The following is a 19712-nucleotide window of genomic DNA, read 5'->3' on the forward strand; positions in this document are numbered from 1 at the left end:
GCATAGTTTTGCATAGTTCACTCCCATGCCAGTTGTTGGTCAACTGGCTGATTTTTTTATGCTACGCCTGATAAAGAGGATGATCAGAATTGGTTGAGCGTCATCAAAAGCAGATTCGCCTGCACGGGTTTAATAACCTGACTAAAACCTTAAGTTTTAACATTTACGACATCTGCTACGCAAGGAGTCCGGCTCACCGTGAAGAATACCTCGCGTACATTGATGAAGAATACAATGCTGACCGTTTGACCAAAATCCTCACGGATGTGGCGGACATCATCGGTGCTAATATTTTGAACGTGGCTCGTCAGGATTACGATCCCCAAGGCGCGAGTGTCACTATTCTGGTTTCGGAAGAACCTGTTCTGTCAGAAGAAAAAATCAGTGCATCGACTTCGGCACGCCCCGGCCCTTATCCAGAAGATGTGGTGGCACATCTGGATAAAAGCCACCTGACGGTACATACCTACCCGGAAAGTCACCCTGATAATGGGATTAGTACATTCCGTGCGGATATTGATGTATCGACATGCGGCCGTATCTCGCCGCTGAAAGCATTGAATTACTTAATACATAGTTTAGAGTCCGATATTGTCATTATGGACTATCGGGTGCGTGGTTTTACCCGTGATGTGAAAGGCAAAAAGCACTTCATCGACCATAAGATCAACTCTATCCAAAACTTCTTGTCACCCGAAACAAAACGTAATTATTCCATGTTGGATGTGAATGTTTACCAGGAAAATATCTTTCACACTAAAATGATGTTGAAGGAGTTTGAACTGGATAACTATTTGTTTGGTCTTGGAAAAAATGACTATTTTGAAAAAGATTTGAAACAAATCGAAATGCAGTTACGCAAAGAAATGAAAGAGATTTTTTACGGTAGAAATACAGGTAGTTTGTAATAAAGAAAATGCCTGTATATAGCTGCTGGGGCTCGCAGTAAGTGTTGCTGATGTAGTCTTTGTTGTGAATACTGAACGATCAAAACAAGCCAATTTGTTGTTTAATGGCAACAAATTGGTAAAATTAAAACAATTGAAAGATTCAATAATTGATTTGATTAAATGTTGATCGTTATAGTTGTTTTGGTTGTAGATACTCTGTTAACGTTCGCCCTATGACGTTATGTAGTGTGTAAAAAACGTCATAAAACAACATTGTTCTATACGAAAGAACGCTGAAAAGGTTATACAAGAGATTATGAGTAGTGTTAGTGTAAAGCCGTTAGCCCTGTTAAGCGTAGGGGCTGTGGCATTGTTACTGGCTGGCTGTAATTCTGAAAATGTTAAAACTGCGGAAGCAGAACAAGCCAAGGTATATACCGCACAGTTTGCGCATTCCAAAAATAACGTAGCAAATGTGGCGCGGATACCTGTTCAGTCCTCACGTGATACCAGTTTGTTAGATCGTGTGGTATGGAATGCTGAGAAGCAGAAGGGCAAAATGTATCGTTACGGTGGTGAAAGTCCTAAAACAGGCTTTGATTGCAGTGGTTTGACACAGTTCGCTTTTGAACAAGGTGCTGGGGTTTCTTTACCGCGCACGGCTGCTGATCAATACGCAGCATCAGTCAAAATTCCTAAGCATGAAGCCAGCAAAGGCGATTTGGTTTTCTTCAAAACCAGTGGCAAGCGTATTAGTCACGTTGGTATTTATTTGGGCGATGAGAAATTCGTTCATGCCCCACGTACTGGCAAAGCGATTACAACGGATAAGCTGCAAGGCTACTGGGCTAATAAGCTCGTGGGCTTCGGGCGTATTCCGGGCGCTTGTAAGCCTGCTTATTCCTAAATTGTTCCTCTAAAAAAGACCGCTGTTAAGGCGGTCTTTTTCATTTGGATGCTTGTCATTACGGCAAGCTGTTTAGCCAGTTGGCGACCACAGCCGTGAGCGCATCGCCCTTGTCTTTGTAATAGTGATCGGCATCGGGTAACACCATTTGTTTGGAATGCGTATTGCCTGCCTTCTGGATTAGTGCTTGGCGTTCTGGGGCAAGGCTGAGCACTTGTGGGAAGTCTTTTTCACCATACACATCCAATACCGGTATGGATAATTTATCCAGCGGGAACGGGTGCAGTAAATCCTGTTCATAATCGGTCGCCCCCATGCCTAACCCCACGTAAGCGGCAAGGTCACGCCCGCCAGTCGTGTCTACCCAATTCATCGCCATGTGTGCCCCGCAACTGTGAGCAGCCAGCACGATTTTGGTCATACCCTGTTGTTTCAAAAAGGCTATGCCCGCGTTAATGCGTTTGTCTGAATTGGCGAACAGCGGCACGTAATCATAATACTTGGCTTCTTTTTCTAAGACGGGCATTTGCAAGGATAGGGTTGTCCAGCCTTTTGCCACCAAACCTACCCGTAAGGGGTGCGCAACATCTTCCCAGTCAGGGTGATAGCCACGTCCGTGCAAAATGATAACTGCCCCACGCGGTTGTTCTGCTGAGGTAAGGATGCCCATGAAATTCTGCGCACCGTCGTTTAGGCTAATTACCTCGCCTTCCATGATTGTGTCACGGATTTCACTCGCAAGGCGTTGCTCACGGGCGTAATCAGGAGCAGTGTTCGCATCCGGTGCAGGTTTGTTCGCAGCAGGTGGTGCTACATCATTTTTTTTTTCTTCCAAGTGATTTGGTTCGGAAGGTGCGGGAACGGGGGCTGATGGCGCGGCAGGCATCGGAGCCACTGTCGAAGGCGGAGGCATTACTGGCGGTGCTACAACTGCTGGTGTGGATTCGCTCATTGGCACAGGCGCAACGGCGGAGGCAGGTGGTGCGCTTGGTGATGGGGTGTCCGCAGTGGGGGAGACGGTTGGCATGGTCACAGGTACGGCCTCGCCCGCTACTGCTTCAGGCGCAGGGGTGTTGGCTGTCTCTTGAGCAGGACTGTCAATATTCACGGCCGGGCGCATGACCATCAAGGCCAGTACCACAACGGAGGCAAGCGTGTAAACGGCTGCGGCAACTTTCATGTTCCTCATCTCCTCAATGGGTCAGTGTTTGGTTAAATCGAATGAAACATTCACAATATACGATTGGAAGTGGGCGATACTTTCACTTAGAGTATAATGCTCCAAGAAGTTTAATCAACCATACAACCGAGGAGTCCATGCATGGAACTGAAGGGAAGTAAGACAGAACAGCATCTGAAAGATGCCTTCGCTGGTGAATCACAAGCCAACCGCCGTTACCTCTATTTCGCAGCCAAAGCCGACGTTGAAGGCTACAACGATGTCGCCAGCGTATTCCGTTCCACTGCGGAAGGTGAAACCGGTCACGCACACGGTCACTTGGAATACTTGGAAGCTTCTGGCGACCCAGCCACCGGTCTGCCAATCGGCCCGACTGCTGCTAACCTGAAAGCCTCTATCGCTGGCGAAACCCACGAGTACACTGACATGTACCCTGGTATGGCAAAAGACGCTCGTGAAGAAGGTTTCGACGAAATCGCTGATTGGTTTGAGACACTGGCTAAAGCGGAGCGTTCACACGCCAACCGTTTCCAGAAAGCACTGGATAATCTGGACGCTTAATGTCTTGGTAGGGGCGAATGATTATTCGCCCCTACACCCCTCAACGGAGAACAACAAACATGGCAACCCCGATACGCGAAGGCAGCCTTCAAGCCCCCACCCGTCATGCTCTCGACTGGAAAAACCCCGAATTTTATAACGAAGATGCGGTCATGCATGAAATGGAGCGCGTCTTTGATCTCTGTCACGGTTGTCGCCGTTGCGTCAGCCTGTGCAATTCTTTCCCCACCTTATTCGATTTGGTAGATGAGTCCTCCACGATGGAAGTGGATGGCGTTGATAAAAAAGATTATTGGAAGGTCGTGGATCACTGTTATCTGTGTGACCTGTGTTACATGACCAAATGCCCGTATATTCCGCCACACGAATGGAATATCGACTTTCCGCACCTGATGCTGCGTGCCAAAGCGGTGAAGTTCAAGAAGGGTGATACTAAATTCCGCGACAAGGTGCTGAGTTCCACCGATATGGTCGGCAAGCTGGCAGGAATTCCTGTCGTTGCTGGCATCGTTAATAAAGTGAATCAGAACCCCGCCTTCCGTCAACAACTCGACAAAGTGTTGGGTGTGCATCCGCAGGCGAAAATACCGTCTTATCACAGCGACAAAGGGCGTGCCCGTGTGGCGCGTTATAAGACTTTGGATGAATCCAAAGCGGTGGCAGCGGGGCGTACCACGGGCAAAGTGGCGATTTTTGCCACCTGCTACGGCAATTACAACGAGCCGCATATCGTCGAAGATTTGCGTAAGGTGTTTGAATACAACGCGATTCCGGTGACATTGCTGAACAAAGAGCAATGCTGTGGAATGCCCAAATTGGAATTGGGCGACTTGGAATCCGTTGCAGCAGCGAAAGATGTGAATATTCCGGCAATGATGAAACTCATCAATGAAGGCTGGGATATTGTCGGCCCTGTGCCGTCGTGTGTGCTGATGTTTAAGCAGGAATTGCCGTTGATGTTCCCCGATGATGCTGATGTACAGACGGTGAAAGGGCGCATTTTCGACCCATTCGAGTACCTGATGCTGCGTCACAAGGAAGGCAAATTAAATACCGACTTCAAGAAACCGTTGGGGAAAGTCAGTTACCACACGGCTTGCCATTTGCGGGTGCAGAACATCGGTTACAAAACCCGCGAACTGCTGGAGTTAGTGCCGGATACCAAGTTGGAATTGCTGGAACGTTGTTCCGGGCATGACGGCACGTATGCGGTGAAAAGCGAATTCCATGATATTTCGATGAAAATTTGCCGCCCGCTGTTTGGCAAAGTGAAACAAGCCAAGCCGGATTATTACGGCAGTGATTGCCCAATGGCTGGGCATCAAATCGAGAATGGGTTGGATGAGGGTATGCCTCCGCCAACGCATCCGCTGACCATGTTACGCATTGCTTACGGTTTGTAAGGAGAGTGATGATGGAAAAGTTGACCCGTGCAGACTTGCTGAGTCTGGAACAGTATTCAATCGAGCGTAAAGCCTTCCGTGAGAAGGTGATGGCGCACAAAGCTGACCGCAAAATACATATCGGCCCGAATGCGACGCTGTATTTTGAAGACCGCTTGACCATGCAATACCAGATTCAGGAAATGCTGCGGATTGAGAAGATTTTCGAGTCCGCTGGCATTAATGAGGAACTGGAGTCTTATAACCCGTTGATTCCCGATGGCTCGAACTGGAAAGCGACCTTCATGGTGGAGTTTTCCGATGTGGAAGAGCGCAAGGTGCAACTGGGGCGGCTGATCGGGATCGAGCGGCATACGTGGGTGCAGGTGGCGGGTTTCGACAAGGTTTGCGCGATTGCCAATGAAGATTTGGAACGCGAAACCGAGGAGAAAACCTCAGCAGTGCATTTTACGCGCTTTGAGTTGACCCCGATTATGGTGGCTTCCGTGAAAGAAGGTGCGTCAATTCAGATGGGGATTGAGCACCCGAATTACACGTATACCGTGACTTTGGGCGAAGCTTCGCGGGCGTCGCTGGCGGCGGATTTGGGCTAAGCCCTAACCATCATCCTCACGGTTAACCGCCTTGAGGATGATTTGACACAACCGTTGCCAGTCCGACGGTTTGTTTAAAAAGCCATTCATCCCCGCCGAAAGGCATTGTTGCTTAATGTCAGCATTCGTATGCGCGGTTAAGGCGATCACAGGAATGTTAGCGTTGGGAGAATGTTGGCGTATCCATTGCAACACCTCAAAGCCGCTCATGTCGGGCAGGTTAATATCGAGTAATACCACATCAAATGCGTGCTGTTGCAAGTAAAGCAACGCACTTTGCCCGTCTGCGGCGACTTCCACTTTGCCGCCTTGAGCACTTAATAGCTCATAACCCAGCAAACGGTTCATAAATTCGTCATCGACCAATAAAATGCGGATACCCTGCGGTAGTTGGCACAGTGGTTGATGTGCTACTGATGCTTCGGTATGGGCGATGTAAAAAGGCAATGTGAAGAAAAAATGGCTGCCTTGACCCACAGTACTTTCAACCGCTAATTTTCCGCCTAAACAGGTGACGAGGCGGCTGCTAATCGCCAGCCCTAAGCCGATACCGTCCTGTGAAAGGTTGGAGGTTGGTTTGGCTTGGGTAAATTCATCAAAAATCGTCGGTAATTTTTCAGCAGCAATGCCAATCCCCGTATCACGCACCGAAAAAGACAGGCGTAATTGCCGTGGTTCTGCTGTCGCATGGCGTTGCACTGTACACGTGACCGAGCCTTCGACGGTATAACGCAGCGCATTTTGCAGTAAATTGGTCAGGATTTGCGTTAAGCGTAAGCGGTCGCCCAGTAACGTTTCTGGGATGGCATCATGCCCGATAAATACCAACGACAAGCCTTTTTTCTGCGCCTGATTATTGGTTAAATCATGCACTTGGCGCATGACAATGCTCAGTTGAAAGGGTTCTTGCTGTAGTTCCAAACTATTGCTTTCAATTTTGGCGATGTCTAACACATTGCCCATTAAGCGTGACATGTGTTGGGAGGTTTGCTCAAGTTGCGTGACATACTCTGCTTGTTTGGGGGTGAGCGTGGTGAGGCGTAATAGTGTGCCTAAGCTGGTAATGGCGTTGAGCGGGGTGCGCAATTCGTGGTTGATGGTTGCCAGAAAGCTGCTTTTGGCTTGATTCGCAGCGGCAGTGCGCTGCATGGCTTCACGCAATGTCCTGACTTTTTCCATTTGGATAACGGATAGCAACAGCAAAAAAATCAGGTGTCCTATTGGCATCGCAGTGACGTAAAACGCTTTGACATCCCAGTGTGTCACATTGAACGTCAGCACTAAGACATTGGGTGCGACCAAAAATAGCACAAAGAAAAAAATACTAAAAAAGTAACGGGCAATGCGACCGCCTTGGCGTAACGCAGTGATACTGGTGCTAAACAGCACGAGCATTGTAATCATGCTTATGCTATTGACAACCAATGTGCCGCCGGGGATCCAGCCTGTTATCAGAATCAGGGGTAGGCATACCCCTATCAGCGCGTTTAACAATTGGTGATGGCGCGGTGTTTGGTATTTGGTTTGCAGCAATTGTTGTGTAAACAGGCAAAAGGATATAATCGCGATATACAACGGTGTCGTGAAAAAATGCGAGCCGGTGTCGTGGAGGAATCCAATCCCCTCAAATACTGGATTGGAGAGGTGTGCAACCGCAGTCATTGCAAGAATATGCACCACCAGTGACAAATAGCTAATTTCACGCAACGCAAAAAACAAAAACAGGTTGTAAGCTGCCAACACCAACATTGCACCGTAAATGGCGGCGTAGAGACGATAATTTTGTTTACTGCGTTCCAGCATCGCATCCGCTGTGACCAATTCTACCGGCAAGCGAAACGCGGAATCGCCATTGGTTGCCCGCACGTAAATTTGTAGAGGCATGGCGCGGGGGAGTGCCAGTGACCAAGCGGGGCGGCGATAGTTGGTAACGGGTGCGGCGTATTGGGCTGTTACGTCTTGTCCCTCGGATAGCAGATAAAAGTCGTATTCATCCTCTAGGAATGCATCGGACAAGGCGTACCATTTCAGGCTGGACTGGTTGATTAACGTAAAACGTACCCAATACGCCGAGCGACTTCTGCCGAAACTGGGGGCGTTTTGGCTGGTGTTTACGGTAAATTTTTCGTCAAATGCCGCTGATGTAACCTGTTGCAGGGTTAATTGCCGTGACGGGTCTTCCAATACTGCCATAAAGGGTGCGGCGGAAACCGTGTCCTGGCTATCCGTGAGGATTAATGTTGAGGTGTCAGCCGCCACTACATGACTGAGAAAAAACAGCAGCAAGCCCGCCAACCAAGACAATGGCGTGGCCTGCTTCATCAATGGCTACGGTTAATAGCAAACCACGCCAGTGATTCCAATGCCTGCCGATAGTCGCTATCTGGCAGGCATTGTAAGCTGGCAATCGCACTTTCGGTTTCACCTTTGGCGCGTTCCAGCGTGTAATCAATCGCCTTGGTATCGGTAATCGCCTGCATAATCACATCAATCTGATCCAATCCACCCTGCTCAATCGCACTGCGGAGTATGCCAGCCGTCGCCGCATCGCTGCGTTGTATCGCAATAATCAGCGGCAAGGTCGGCTTACCTTCGGCTAAATCATCACCCACATTTTTGCCCATTTCCTCGGCATCAGCGGTGTAATCCAGCACGTCATCGACTAACTGGAACGCTGTGCCTAAGTGCATCCCATATTTTGCCATCGCCTCTTCGTGTTCCGTACTCAATCCAGTCAGCACTGCGCCTAACTGACACGCTGCTTCAAACAGTTTCGCGGTTTTGGAATGGATGACTTCCATGTAACGCGCTTCGGACGTGTCAGGATCGTGGCAGTTAAGCAATTGCAATACTTCGCCTTCCGCAATCACATTGGTGGTGGTGGAGAGAATTTCCATCACGCGCATACTGCCCACGTCCACCATCATTTCAAACGAGCGCGAATACAGGAAATCCCCCACCAGCACAGCGGCTTGATTACCCCACACGTTATTGGCGGTTTCCTTGCCACGGCGCATGTCGGATTCATCCACCACATCGTCATGCAGCAGCGTCGCGGTGTGGATAAATTCCACAATCGCGGCAATATCGACATGCCGTTCCCCCTGATACCCGCAGGCGCGAGCAACCAATAACGCCAGCAATGGGCGCAAGCGTTTACCCCCACTGCCGATAATGTAATGGCTGAGTTGGTTGATAAGCACGACATCAGAATGCAGACGACGCTGAATGAGAGCATTGACTGCCTGCATGTCGGTATCGGCAAGTTGGCGAATTGTATTGAAATCCATGATTATGCAGGCTGCGGTAAAGCCCCGAATGCTAGGAAGCCCCCCCCGTTATGTCAAGCGATACGCGCAACTCCTTGAAATATTTTATTTCGCGTTTGACCTGAAGGGGCGTAGACGGTATAATCCTGCGGCTCTTTAACAGGACATTTTTTGGAGAATCGAATCATGTATGCGGTCATCGTAACCGGCGGTAAACAGTACCGCGTCGCTCAAGGCGACAGCATCTTCGTTGAAAAACTGGATGCAGAAGAAGGCGCAGACATTGATTTCGATAATGTCCTGATGGTCGGGGAAGGTGACACCGTGCAAATCGGCGCACCTTACGTTGCAGGCGCGAAAGTAACTGCAAACGTTGTGGCCCAGACTCGCGGCATCAAAGTGCGGATCATGAAATTCCGCCGCCGTAAGCACCATCAGAAATGTACTGGTCATCGCCAGTACCTGACACAAATCGAAATCACTGGCATTTCAGCAGCGTAAGGGGAGACAGCAATGGCACACAAAAAGGCAGGCGGTAGTACCCGCAACGGTCGCGACTCAGAATCGAAACGACTTGGCGTTAAGCGCTTTGGTGGTCAATTCGTTCTGGCTGGTAACATTCTGGTTCGCCAGCGTGGCACGCGCTTCCATGCCGGTGACAACGTAGGTATTGGCAAAGACCATACCTTGTTCGCCAAGGCAGACGGTGTAGTAGTTTTCAAGCAAAAAGGCGCTGAAAACCGTAAGTTTGTAAGCATCCAACCTGTTGAAGGCTGCTCTGCTTAAGACTTCCGTCTTAGGACGATTTGCGTAAAAGCCCCGCCTGTCGGGGCTTTTCGCGTGTTATGATCAGGTCATGAAAAGTATCCCGCACCCCATTCAATATCAAGGCAGTAAGCGCAATTTAGCAGCCGCGATTCTTGGTTATTTCCCCAAGGATGTGGATTGTTTGATTGAACCCTTTGCAGGTTCGGCAGCGATCAGTATTGCGGCGGCGGCACGTCAATTGGCGGCGCGTTACGCGATTAATGATGTCAACAAACCGTTAGTAGAATTGCTGCGATTGATGGTAGAGCAACCAACAGAAACGGCTGATTATTACGAGCAGATTTGGAATGGGCAGCTCACAGAGGATAGTCCGAGCCATTATTATCAGATGCGAGATGCCTTTAACCGCAGCCAAGACCCTCGTCTTTTCCTGTATTTGTTAGCGCGTTGTGTCAAAGGTGCGGTGCGTTACAATGCTGATGGGATGTTCAATCAGAGCCCAGATAAGCGTCGTAAAGGAACTCGCCCCACGACTATGCGTAACAATATTTTCGGGGTGTCAGCGTTGTTGCAAGGTAAGAGTGCCTTTTCAGCACTGGATTACCGTGATGTGCTGAGAGCGGTTACGACCGATGATCTCGTGTACATGGATCCGCCTTATCAGGGCGTTTGCGGTGAACACGATTCGCGCTACTTGTCCGGTATTGACCACCATGAATTTGTATTGGCACTGGAAGAATTGAATGAACGGGGCATCGCTTATGTCGTTAGTTATGATGGACGTAGGGGTGATAAGGCATTCGGCGAATTGTTGCCTAGTTATCTGGAGTTGTCGCGTATTGAATTGTTAGCAGGGCGTTCTAGCCAATCGACCTTGCTGGGACGCACTGAGATGACGTATGAATCGCTGTATTTGTCACCTGTTTTAGTGCAGAAGCGGGCATTGCCTGCTTTACGGAGTCATGCTATTCCCATGCAGCCACACTGTGCGCCTGAGGCTCATGCGCTCTATGCCTGAAGTGTCAGCCGTATTATTGGAGTTGTGCCGCGCCGTAACAGCCAAACGTCCTAAAACGGTGATTGATCATATTTTGGCGCATGGTTTTATCACGACCGAAGCGCTGAAAGATGTTTACGGCTATAACCATCCACCTCGCGCCGTGCGGGATGTACGTGAAAATGGCATTCCATTGGAAACGTTTCGGGTAACGGGTTCGGATGGGCGTAAGATTGCGGCTTATCGCTTTGGTGAATTGAGCGGCTTAACGGTCAGGAAATTATCGGGGCGCACGGGTCTGTCCAAGCGCCTCAAAGAGGCTCTGATTGCCAAGTACGGTTGCCAGTGTTTCATCTATTTGGAAGTGATGGATGAGCGTGAGTTGCAAATTGACCATCGCGTTCCCTATGAAGTGGATGGCGACGGCGATGAGGCGTTAAACCCTGACGATTTTATGTTGCTGTCTGCCTCCGCAAATCGCGCAAAATCATGGTCGTGTGAGCATTGTGATAATTGGAATAGCAGTAAAGATAAGCAGGTTTGCCTGACCTGTTACTGGGCTTTCCCAGAAAATTATACCCATGTGGCAACGCGCCACAGTCGTCGTATTGACCTTGTTTGGCAAGGGGATGAAGTGGCAGTTTATGAAAAACTGAAAGCAGCCGCTTCTGAGCTTGGTAAAGAAGTCCCTGAGTTTGTTAAAGAAGTGCTTGAGCGGGAAGCCAAGTTACTGGGATAGGATTTATGCAGTTTGTTGATGAAGTAGTAATCCGCGTGAAAGCGGGTGATGGTGGCAATGGTTGCGTGAGCTTCCGCCGCGAAAAGTACATTGAATTTGGTGGCCCCAACGGTGGCGATGGTGGCGATGGTGGTGACGTGTATTTGGTTGCCGAGCGCAATTTGAATACGCTGATTGATTTCCGTCACCAGCGTTATTACGAGGCGCAGCGCGGTGAAAACGGCGCGGGCAATAATATGACCGGCAAACGTGGCGATGATCAGGAAATCAGCGTTCCCGTCGGCACGGTGGCTTACGACGCAGAAACCGGCGAGATGATCGGCGATTTGATCGAACCCGGTCAGCGCTTGCTGGTGGCAAAAGGCGGTTGGCATGGCTTGGGTAACTTGCGTTACAAAAGCTCGGTGAACCGTGCGCCGCGCCAATCGAAACCGGGTACGGTGGGCGAATTGCGTGTGTTGCGCATGGAGCTGAAGTTGCTGGCGGATGTGGGTTTGCTGGGGTTGCCGAATGCGGGTAAATCCACCTTGATCAGCGCGGTGTCGTCGGCGCGTCCGAAAGTCGCTGATTACCCGTTTACCACGCTGTACCCGAATTTGGGTGTGGTTAGTGTTGGCGTGACGCAAAGTTTCGTGATGGCGGATATTCCCGGTTTGATCGAAGGGGCGGCGGAAGGCGCGGGGCTGGGTATTCAATTCCTGCGGCATTTATCGCGTACCAGTTTATTGCTGCACGTGGTGGACGTAGCGCCGATGGCGGAGGAAAATGAGCCAGTACGGGCGGTGCGCACCATCGAGGGCGAGTTGGAGCAATACAGCGAAGAGCTGTCCAATTACCCGCGCTGGTTGGTGCTGAACAAAATCGACTTGTTACCACCGGAAGAACGTATTGCTCGTTGTCAGGAAATTGTGGATGCACTCGGTTGGACGGGGCGTGTTTTCCAAATTTCCGCCGCTACCAGTGCAGGCACGCAAGACCTGTGTTTCCACATTATGCAGTATTTGGACGAACATGCAGATCACTCGAACTGAATTCATGCCCAAGACTCAGCGTTGGGTCGTCAAAATTGGCAGTGCCTTGTTGACCCGCGATGGGGAAGGGCTAGACCGTGAAGCGTTGGCAGATTGGGCGGGGCAAATGGCTCGCCTGCATCAGTCTGGCGTGGAAATCGTGTTGGTGTCTTCCGGCGCTGTCGCCGAGGGCATGAGCCGCATGGGTTGGAAAACCAAGCCCAAAGCTTTGTTTGAAAAGCAGGCGGCGGCAGCGATTGGGCAAATGAGCTTGATTCATGCCTACGAGATGGTGTTTCAGCAACACGGTTTTCATGCCGCGCAAGTGTTGCTGACTCATGACGATTTGGCGAATCGTCGCCGTTACCTCAATGCGCGTAGCACCCTGACCACCTTGATTGACCTCAAGGTAATTCCGGTGATCAATGAGAATGACACGGTGGCGTTTGAAGAAATTCGCCTCGGTGACAACGATACGCTGGGTGCGATGGTGGCGAATTTGGTGGAGGCGGATGTGCTGGTGATTCTCACTGACCAATCCGGCTTATTTGATAAAGACCCGCGTAAGTTTGCGGATGCGCAGATGATTGTTGAGGGGCGGGCGAATAACCCCGATTACGTGGAATTTGCAGGCGGGGCTGGCACGTTAATTGGCAGTGGCGGAATGCGTACCAAGGTAATCGCGGCGCAACGGGCAGCGCGTTCGGGCTGTGCGACGGTGATTGCTTCCGGGCGTGAACCGTTGGTGTTAGAGCGGTTGCGCACGGGTGAGTTGTTAGGCACGTTGTTATTGCCGGATGCTGCACCGATTGCAGCACGCAAACAGTGGATTGCGGGGCAATTGGCAGCCAAAGGCACGTTGTGGCTTGATGCTGGCGCAGCAGAAGCTGTTCTCAAAACGGGAAAAAGCTTGTTGCCCGTGGGGGTGACACGGGTCGAAGGCGTGTTTGATCGGGGTGAGGTGGTGAGTTGTGTCACTGATGACGGGCGCTTGATTGCCAAGGGATTGGTGAATTATTCGAGTGAAGAGGCGAACCGGATTAAACGTCAGCCGAGCAAATCCATTGAGCAAGTACTAGGCTATGTGGATGCGATGGAGTTGATCCACCGTGATAATTTAGTCTTATTATAGTGAAAAGCTTGCTTTAGTCGGATTTTATTGTGGTGTGCGTGGTCGGTAGGATATGTTCTGGCAGCGTGGTATACAAAGGGAGTCAATGATGGATAGCGAGCGTTACAATATTCAAGTGTCGGTGGAGTCTCATTTCATCGAAAAAGAGTCTGACCCAGAGCAGTCACGTTACGTATTTGCGTATACCGTGACGATTGTGAATCAGGGGAGTATCCCGGCAAAATTATTAGCGCGGCATTGGATAATTTCCGATGCGGAAGGTCGTACCCAAGAGGTGCGGGGTGATGGTGTGATCGGTGAGCAGCCTTATCTGCAACCAGGAGAAGGTTTTCGCTATACCAGTGGCACTATTCTGGATACCCCGTTAGGGGTTATGCAAGGTTCTTATCAAATGTTGGCGGATGATGGGGAGCACTTTGATGCGCCTATTGCACCTTTTCGTCTAGTTGACCCGCGCGTTCTGCATTAAATCTTCTCAAGTTTACCATTTGTCTTGAGCTGCTAGACACACTTGAAAAGTGCAGAGTATAGTGAAAATAGATTTTTCCTATAGTGTCTATAAAAACAAGAAGTGGTAACGATGAAAACCCCAAGTAAATCAAACCATGCCAGCAGTCTTGTGGCGTTGTCGATTCTGTGTGGTGTAGCAGCACACAGCGAATCAGCGGAAGCCGCTGTTTATACCTATGTTGATAAGGATGGTACACGTTGGTTAACCAACACACCCAAAAAAGGCAATAAATACAAATTAGTTGCTAAATACGGTGCGCCACAAAAAAAATCCTCTAAACCGAAAGCATCAATTAGCAATACTAATTATCCGGCCTATAGTACCGTGCCTGTTACCCAAGGTAATTCCAGAGGCCACTGTGGTGCGCAAAGTCAGGCGCACTTAACCAATAAAATGCTGCCGCATTTGGAGTCTATCCGTACTCATGCCCGTGCTTACGGTGTGGATGAGAATTTGGTCATCGCGTTAATGAAGCAAGAATCTTGCTTTAACCCTAATGCACGCTCACGGGTTGGCGCGATGGGGTTGATGCAGCTCATGCCCGGCACTGCTGATATGATGGGGGTCGCTAACGCTTGGGATCCGCATCAAAATATCAAAGGTGGGGTGAAATATTTGGCGGAACAGCTACGTACCTTCAATGGTAATGAGGCTTTGGCTTTAGCTGCTTACAATGCAGGACCGGGTGCCGTACATAAGTACAAGGGTATCCCTCCTTACCGTGAAACCCAAAACTATGTTGCTAAAATCATGCGTGATTACCGTGGTACGCAAGCGCAACCCATTCAGCAAGCGCAAGCAGCGGGTTATCAGCGCAATGCACGTGTACCCGCCGGTATTTCACGCGGACAAGGTTGGGCGAAACCGGTACAGGAATTCACTGTTTTCCGTGGTTTATCATAAGCAGCAGGTGGAGCGGCTTCTTTTTGTGTCACAGTAGGCTTCGCAGGCTGGCAACAATGAAACGCTGAGTGTATGCTTTGACGTTTGATTTTGATCTGTGGAGATGAGCAATGTCGATGTCTGACCGCGATGGCCTGATCTGGCTGGACGGCGAAATGGTGCCTTGGCGCGAAGCCAAAACCCACGTCTTAACCCATACCCTGCACTACGGTATGGGCGTTTTTGAAGGCGTGCGAGCGTATAAGACTGAGCAAGGCACGGCGATTTTCCGCTTGCAGGATCACACTGATCGCCTGTTTAATTCCGCGAAAATTATGCGGATGCCGATGCCTTACAGCAAAGAGCAACTGAATGAGGCGCAACGTGCTTCAGTACGTGAAAACAAACTGGAATCGGCTTATATCCGTCCGATGTGTTTCTATGGTTCTGAAGGCATGGGTTTGCGTGCTGATAATTTGCAAACTCATGCGATGGTCGCAGCGTGGACTTGGGGTTCTTATCTTGGTGCGGAAAACATGGAAAAAGGTATCCGTATCAAGACCTCTACTTTCACCCGCCACCATGTTAATATTACCATGTGCAAAGCCAAGGCAAACGGCAATTACATGAATTCGATGTTGGCACTACGTGAAGCCCTTGATGATGGGTATGACGAAGCTTTATTGCTGGATGTCGACGGCTATGTGGCTGAGGGCAGTGGCGAAAACTTCTTCCTCGTCAAAGACGGCATTATCTATACGCCAGATCTAACTTCCGCTCTAGATGGTATTACCCGCAAGACCATGCTGCATTTGGCGGCAGATTTGGGGTTGGAAGTGCGCGAAAAACGCATTACCCGTGATGAAGTTTACATAGCCGATGAAGCCTTTTTCACCGGCACAGCGGCAGAAGTGACCCCGATTCGGGAACTGGATCGTCGCCCGATTGGTTCAGGCATACGTGGCCCGATTACCGAAAAGCTGCAATCCCTATATTTCGACATCGTACACGGACGGGTTGAAAAATACCGTCATTGGTTGACTTACGTTTAAGCGGAGGCTGCATGTCTGCACCGAGCATTGCTGATTACAAACGTTTGAATGACACCCGTGAAGTGGTGGTGAAACGTCAGGATTTGCCCCTGAGTTGTCCCATAGATACGACTGCGTTGTGGTGTTCGCATCCGCGGGTGTCCTTGGCAATTGAAAGCAGTGGCGACAAGACTGCCCGTTGCCCTTATTGCGGTACACTTTACCGTTTGATCGACTGACGCAATGGCGTTTTCCCCTAAGCGTTGCCTGATCGTCGGCCCTTCTTGGGTTGGCGATATGGTGATGGCACAAAGCCTATTCATGGCGCTGAAAGAGCGTTTTCCCGATTTGCAGATTGATGTGCTTGCGCCTGCGTGGAGTAAGTCGATTTTGGCTGCTATGCCAGAAGTTCATACTGCCATTGAAATGCCGTTGCAGCACGGTGAGTTAGCTTTGGGTAAACGTTATCAACTTGGTAAAGACTTACGGGCGAATGCCTATGATTGGGCAATTGTGTTGCCGCGTTCACTGAAAGCCGCACTAGTGCCGTTTTGGGCAAACATTCCGGTGCGGACAGGTTACAAGGGGGAAATGCGTTACTGGTTGTTGAACGATATTCGGCCGCTGGATAAATCGGTGTTAACGATGACGGTGCAGCGTTTTGTAGCATTGGGTTTGCCCGCTGATACTAATCTGCCACCTGACATACAGCCTCCTCACTTGGTCGTTGCACATGCTTCTGCTACTGTGTTGACTTCTCCAGTACTTGCGCTTTGCCCAGGTGCGGAATACGGTGGTGCGAAACGCTGGCCTGCTGATTATTTCGCTGCTGTTGCCAAATACTATATTGCTCAAGGCGGGAAAGTTATTTTACTCGGTTCTGCCAAGGATGCTCTGGTTACTGCACAAATTGCGAATACAGTGAATTTGCCTGCTGCTTGCCAAGACCTTGCGGGCAAAACCAGTATTCGCGAAGTGCTAGAGCTATTAGCGCAAGCAGATCAGGTGGTTAGTAATGATTCTGGTTTGATGCATGTTGCTGCTGCGGTGGGTACACCCGTGATTGCTGTGTACGGTTCTTCTGACCCAATGTACACACCACCCTTGAGTGACAAGGCGCAAATCGTTTATCTGGGTTTGGAATGCAGCCCTTGTTTCAAACGTGAATGCCCTTTAGGGCATTTGGACTGCTTACAAAAGATTACGCCAGAGCAAGTGATTGCACGCTTAGGTGCGCCTCCATGACAGCAATTTTTTCTACATAACTTGACACTGTATCCATCTTCATTAGAATATAAGAAAGTTTTAATATTTCTTTGGATGTAGGGTCGTTTATGTTTGGAATTCGTGAGGTTGACGCCGCCGGTTTGAAAAAAATGCTGGATTCAGGTGAAAAAGTCCACTTAATTGACGTGCGTTCCGCTTCGGAAGTAGCTCAGGGTATTATTGAAGGATCTGAATTCATGCCCTTGCATACCCTGCCATTACGGATGAACGATCTGCCGAAAGATGAAACCATCGTGTTTTATTGCCGCAGCGGGGCGCGTTCAGCACAAGCCTGCATGTTTTTAGCGCAGAATACCGGTATCGAGGCGGTGAACCTGCGGGGTGGGATTATCTCGTGGTATCAATCAGGTATGAAGGTTGTGTTACCAAACGCTGCCTAAATTAGAGAATTCTGTTATAGTGATTCTGGTATTTGAGAGAGGTGGGTCTTATTGACCCGTGAGTTATACTTTACCCATGAGACATCAAGCATGAAAAAGCTGGCTATCATCGCAACTAAAGGTACCCTGGATTGGGGCTACCCTCCGTTCATTCTGGCATCCACCGCAGCCGCCCTCGGTTATGACGTACAAGTTTTCTTCACATTCTACGGTTTGCAGTTGTTGAAGAAAGACTTAAATCTGCAAGTAACTTCTTTAGGTAACCCCGGTATGCCAATGCCAATGCCAATGCCAGTTTTGTTACAGGCACTGCCAGGGATGCAAGGCATGATGACCTCCATGATGAAAAAGAAAATGGCGGACAAGGGTGTGGCAGATTTGGCTGAATTGCGTGAACTGTGTCAGGAAGCTGATGTCAAATTTATCGCTTGCCAGATGACCGTTGACCTGTTCGAGATGGAAACCAAGGACTTCATCGACGGCGTTGAATACGCAGGTGCTGCGATGTTCTTTGAATTCGCGGGTGAATCCGACATCTGTCTGTTTATCTGATTTCCGAAGGTTATTGGACAGTCAGTAAAAAGCCGGGTATACCCCGGCTTTTTACTTGGAGAAAGCGTCATGAAAATTATGGTTATCAGTGGTAGCCACCGTGAAAACTCGCAAAGTGAGAAAGTAGCACATTACATTGCGGAGTCTTTGCTAGATAATAAACAGGCAGATGCGACGGAAGTATTTTCCCTGGCAGGCAACCCGCTACCATTATGGGATGAGGGTATTTGGAATGGTGATGCCAAGTGGCAGGCATTACTTAACCCTTTATCAGAAAAACTAGCATCCAGTGATGGTTTCGTCATCATTGCACCGGAATGGCATGGTCAAGTACCTGCGGGGCTAAAGAATTTCTTTCTGCTGTGGGGAGCAGGTGAATTAGCACATAAACCGGCCTTGATTGTGACTGTTTCTTCATCCGATGGGGGCGCATATCCTGTCGCTGAATTGCGAATGAGCAGTTACAAAAATAACCGTATTTGCTATATCCCCGAACACATTATTGTGCGTAATGTGGAATCTGTCCTTAATGAGGACGCTGCACAAAATAAGCCGGAGGCGGATAGCTACTTCCGTGACCGTATTGCCTATGCCGGGGGAATTCTCTGCGCTTACGCAACGGCACTAAAGGGTGTTCGCGAATCCGGCATTACGCAGACGGAGGCTTTCCGTTTTGGTATGTAACTAGAGGCTGTCACCATGTTGAAAACAGCGACAATGGCTCCCCAACGGGTACTCAATCGTATTGGACGTTTGAGCTATTTCCATGATGATCGCCACGCCGAGCGGACGAATGAAATTCGCTGGCTGGTGGAAGAGTTTGTCGAAATTCCCGTGAAAAATCTGCCGTTGGCTTTGGAAGGTTTCACGATTGTGCAACTCACTGATATGCACTTGCGCCCTTATACCCAGGTCGAGCATATTCAGCGGGCGGTAGAAAAAACCAACGCCCTTCAGCCGGATTTGGTGGTGCTAACCGGGGATTACGTGTGGCACGATGGTGAGGATATTCTGGATTTGGTTCCGGTATTAGCGGGTTTAAATGCCCGTTATGGGGTGTTTGCGGTGATGGGGAACCATGACATTAAGACGGATCCGGTTCTGATTGAGGAAACCTTTGCTAAGCATGGTATTCCGGTTTTGCGTAATGATGGGCTGGATATTCAACACAGTGGCGGGGTATTCCACCTCGCAGGTATTGATGATGGCTGGCTGGGGAAACCTGATATAAAGGCGACACTGGACAAGTTACGGGGTAATAAACCGGTCGTATTATTGGCACATGAACCCGATATGCTGGATTGGTATGCCGATGATACTAGGATTTCGTTGCAACTATCCGGGCATACGCACGGTGGACAGGTGCAAATCAAACCGGGCAAGCCGTTTATTCGGCCTTACCTAGGGCGTAAATATGTGCAAGGGCTGTATCGGGTCAATGAGTCCTGGGTCTACACCAGTCGGGGGATTGGGTCGACGGGGCTGCCGATTCGCCGTAATTGTGCCCCTGAAATTACCCATGTAACCCTAGTTGGGGGAGATTATTATCCCCGAGCGGCATGACACTTTGTCTGAAAGGCTTGGGTATTCGCATCAGGTGTTGGGTAAACTAGGTTGTAT

23 protein-coding genes are annotated in these 19712 nt (G+C 49.6%); 20 read left to right on the forward strand and 3 right to left on the reverse strand.

Annotation, left to right across the window (positions count from 1 at the left end; translation table 11 throughout):
* Positions 1 to 89: 89 nt before the first annotated feature.
* Both speD and BLV87_RS03265 read left to right on the forward strand, forming a co-directional pair.
* The gene (gene speD / locus BLV87_RS03260) at positions 90 to 908 is read left to right on the forward strand and encodes an adenosylmethionine decarboxylase (protein ID WP_093065369.1); all 819 of its coding nucleotides are present in this window, start codon (positions 90 to 92) and stop codon (positions 906 to 908) included.
* Between the two features lie 298 nt (positions 909 to 1206).
* Positions 1207 to 1797 carry a C40 family peptidase gene (locus tag BLV87_RS03265; RefSeq protein ID WP_093065371.1) on the forward strand — a complete coding sequence of 197 codons (591 nt, stop codon included), beginning with the start codon at positions 1207 to 1209 and terminating at the stop codon, positions 1795 to 1797.
* Between the two features lie 58 nt (positions 1798 to 1855).
* Here BLV87_RS03265 and BLV87_RS03270 read toward each other — a convergent pair whose 3' ends face one another.
* On the reverse strand, positions 1856 to 2977 hold the full coding sequence (locus BLV87_RS03270) for a DUF3530 family protein (protein WP_093065373.1): 1122 nt from the start codon (positions 2975 to 2977) through the stop codon (positions 1856 to 1858).
* A gap of 141 nt (positions 2978 to 3118) precedes the next feature.
* On the opposite strand from BLV87_RS03270, the gene BLV87_RS03275 reads away from it, so the two are divergent.
* The 3 genes from BLV87_RS03275 to BLV87_RS03285 are packed head-to-tail and all read left to right on the forward strand — an operon-like array spanning position 3119 to position 5534.
* Positions 3119 to 3538, forward strand: coding sequence for a rubrerythrin family protein (locus BLV87_RS03275; protein WP_093065375.1), 420 nt, complete (start codon positions 3119 to 3121; stop codon positions 3536 to 3538).
* Between the two features lie 59 nt (positions 3539 to 3597).
* Entirely contained in the window at positions 3598 to 4941 is a 1344-nt protein-coding gene (locus BLV87_RS03280; RefSeq protein ID WP_093065377.1) for a heterodisulfide reductase-related iron-sulfur binding cluster, read from the forward strand.
* An 11-nt stretch (positions 4942 to 4952) separates the two neighbouring features.
* Entirely contained in the window at positions 4953 to 5534 is a 582-nt protein-coding gene (locus BLV87_RS03285) for a DUF3501 family protein (protein ID WP_093065379.1), read from the forward strand.
* A gap of 3 nt (positions 5535 to 5537) precedes the next feature.
* Here BLV87_RS03285 and BLV87_RS03290 read toward each other — a convergent pair whose 3' ends face one another.
* Positions 5538 to 7856 (reverse strand): hybrid sensor histidine kinase/response regulator, encoded by a 2319-nt coding sequence (locus BLV87_RS03290; RefSeq protein ID WP_093065381.1) that lies wholly within the window; start codon positions 7854 to 7856, stop codon positions 5538 to 5540.
* On the reverse strand, positions 7856 to 8824 hold the full coding sequence (gene ispB / locus BLV87_RS03295) for an octaprenyl diphosphate synthase (RefSeq protein WP_093065383.1): 969 nt from the start codon (positions 8822 to 8824) through the stop codon (positions 7856 to 7858). Before ispB ends, BLV87_RS03290 begins: the two co-directional genes overlap by 1 nt.
* A gap of 165 nt (positions 8825 to 8989) precedes the next feature.
* On the opposite strand from ispB, the gene rplU reads away from it, so the two are divergent.
* The 15 genes from rplU to BLV87_RS03370 all read left to right on the forward strand — a co-directional run bounded on the left by rplU (position 8990) and on the right by BLV87_RS03370 (position 19655).
* Positions 8990 to 9304, forward strand: coding sequence for a 50S ribosomal protein L21 (gene rplU, locus BLV87_RS03300; protein WP_093065385.1), 315 nt, complete (start codon positions 8990 to 8992; stop codon positions 9302 to 9304).
* Between the two features lie 12 nt (positions 9305 to 9316).
* Positions 9317 to 9589 carry a 50S ribosomal protein L27 gene (gene rpmA, locus BLV87_RS03305; RefSeq protein ID WP_093065387.1) on the forward strand — a complete coding sequence of 91 codons (273 nt, stop codon included), beginning with the start codon at positions 9317 to 9319 and terminating at the stop codon, positions 9587 to 9589.
* Between the two features lie 70 nt (positions 9590 to 9659).
* Complete coding sequence (locus tag BLV87_RS03310) at positions 9660 to 10589, forward strand: Dam family site-specific DNA-(adenine-N6)-methyltransferase (protein ID WP_093065389.1); 930 nt, start codon at positions 9660 to 9662, stop codon at positions 10587 to 10589.
* Entirely contained in the window at positions 10582 to 11307 is a 726-nt protein-coding gene (locus BLV87_RS03315; RefSeq protein WP_175517820.1) for an HNH endonuclease, read from the forward strand. The genes BLV87_RS03310 and BLV87_RS03315 overlap by 8 nt, the downstream gene beginning before the upstream one ends.
* A 5-nt stretch (positions 11308 to 11312) precedes the next feature.
* Positions 11313 to 12338 carry an Obg family GTPase CgtA gene (gene cgtA / locus BLV87_RS03320; RefSeq protein ID WP_093065393.1) on the forward strand — a complete coding sequence of 342 codons (1026 nt, stop codon included), beginning with the start codon at positions 11313 to 11315 and terminating at the stop codon, positions 12336 to 12338.
* A 4-nt stretch (positions 12339 to 12342) separates the two neighbouring features.
* Positions 12343 to 13449 carry a glutamate 5-kinase gene (gene proB, locus BLV87_RS03325; RefSeq protein ID WP_245706897.1) on the forward strand — a complete coding sequence of 369 codons (1107 nt, stop codon included), beginning with the start codon at positions 12343 to 12345 and terminating at the stop codon, positions 13447 to 13449.
* An 88-nt stretch (positions 13450 to 13537) separates the two neighbouring features.
* Positions 13538 to 13918 (forward strand): Co2+/Mg2+ efflux protein ApaG, encoded by a 381-nt coding sequence (gene apaG / locus BLV87_RS03330; RefSeq protein ID WP_093065397.1) that lies wholly within the window; start codon positions 13538 to 13540, stop codon positions 13916 to 13918.
* A gap of 111 nt (positions 13919 to 14029) precedes the next feature.
* A complete protein-coding gene (locus tag BLV87_RS19930) occupies positions 14030 to 14863 on the forward strand; it encodes a lytic transglycosylase domain-containing protein (protein ID WP_175517821.1) in 834 nt (277 codons plus the stop codon).
* 110 nt (positions 14864 to 14973) lie between these two features.
* Entirely contained in the window at positions 14974 to 15894 is a 921-nt protein-coding gene (locus BLV87_RS03340; RefSeq protein ID WP_093065399.1) for a branched-chain amino acid transaminase, read from the forward strand.
* 11 nt (positions 15895 to 15905) lie between these two features.
* Entirely contained in the window at positions 15906 to 16112 is a 207-nt protein-coding gene (locus tag BLV87_RS03345; RefSeq protein WP_093065401.1) for a zinc-finger domain-containing protein, read from the forward strand.
* Between the two features lie 4 nt (positions 16113 to 16116).
* Positions 16117 to 17118, forward strand: a complete 1002-nt coding sequence (waaF, locus tag BLV87_RS03350; protein WP_093065403.1) for a lipopolysaccharide heptosyltransferase II — start codon at positions 16117 to 16119, stop codon at positions 17116 to 17118.
* Positions 17119 to 17207: 89 nt separating this feature from the next.
* On the forward strand, positions 17208 to 17540 hold the full coding sequence (locus BLV87_RS03355) for a rhodanese-like domain-containing protein (RefSeq protein ID WP_093065405.1): 333 nt from the start codon (positions 17208 to 17210) through the stop codon (positions 17538 to 17540).
* Between the two features lie 90 nt (positions 17541 to 17630).
* Positions 17631 to 18092, forward strand: a complete 462-nt coding sequence (gene dsrE2 / locus BLV87_RS03360; RefSeq protein ID WP_093065407.1) for a sulfur carrier protein DsrE2 — start codon at positions 17631 to 17633, stop codon at positions 18090 to 18092.
* A gap of 69 nt (positions 18093 to 18161) precedes the next feature.
* Complete coding sequence (locus BLV87_RS03365; RefSeq protein ID WP_093065409.1) at positions 18162 to 18776, forward strand: NAD(P)H-dependent oxidoreductase; 615 nt, start codon at positions 18162 to 18164, stop codon at positions 18774 to 18776.
* A 15-nt stretch (positions 18777 to 18791) separates the two neighbouring features.
* Positions 18792 to 19655 carry a metallophosphoesterase gene (locus BLV87_RS03370; protein WP_093065411.1) on the forward strand — a complete coding sequence of 288 codons (864 nt, stop codon included), beginning with the start codon at positions 18792 to 18794 and terminating at the stop codon, positions 19653 to 19655.
* Positions 19656 to 19712: the final 57 nt, after the last annotated feature.

Origin of the sequence: Thiothrix caldifontis (assembly GCF_900107695.1) — a bacterium.
GTDB lineage: Bacteria > Pseudomonadota > Gammaproteobacteria > Thiotrichales > Thiotrichaceae > Thiothrix > Thiothrix caldifontis.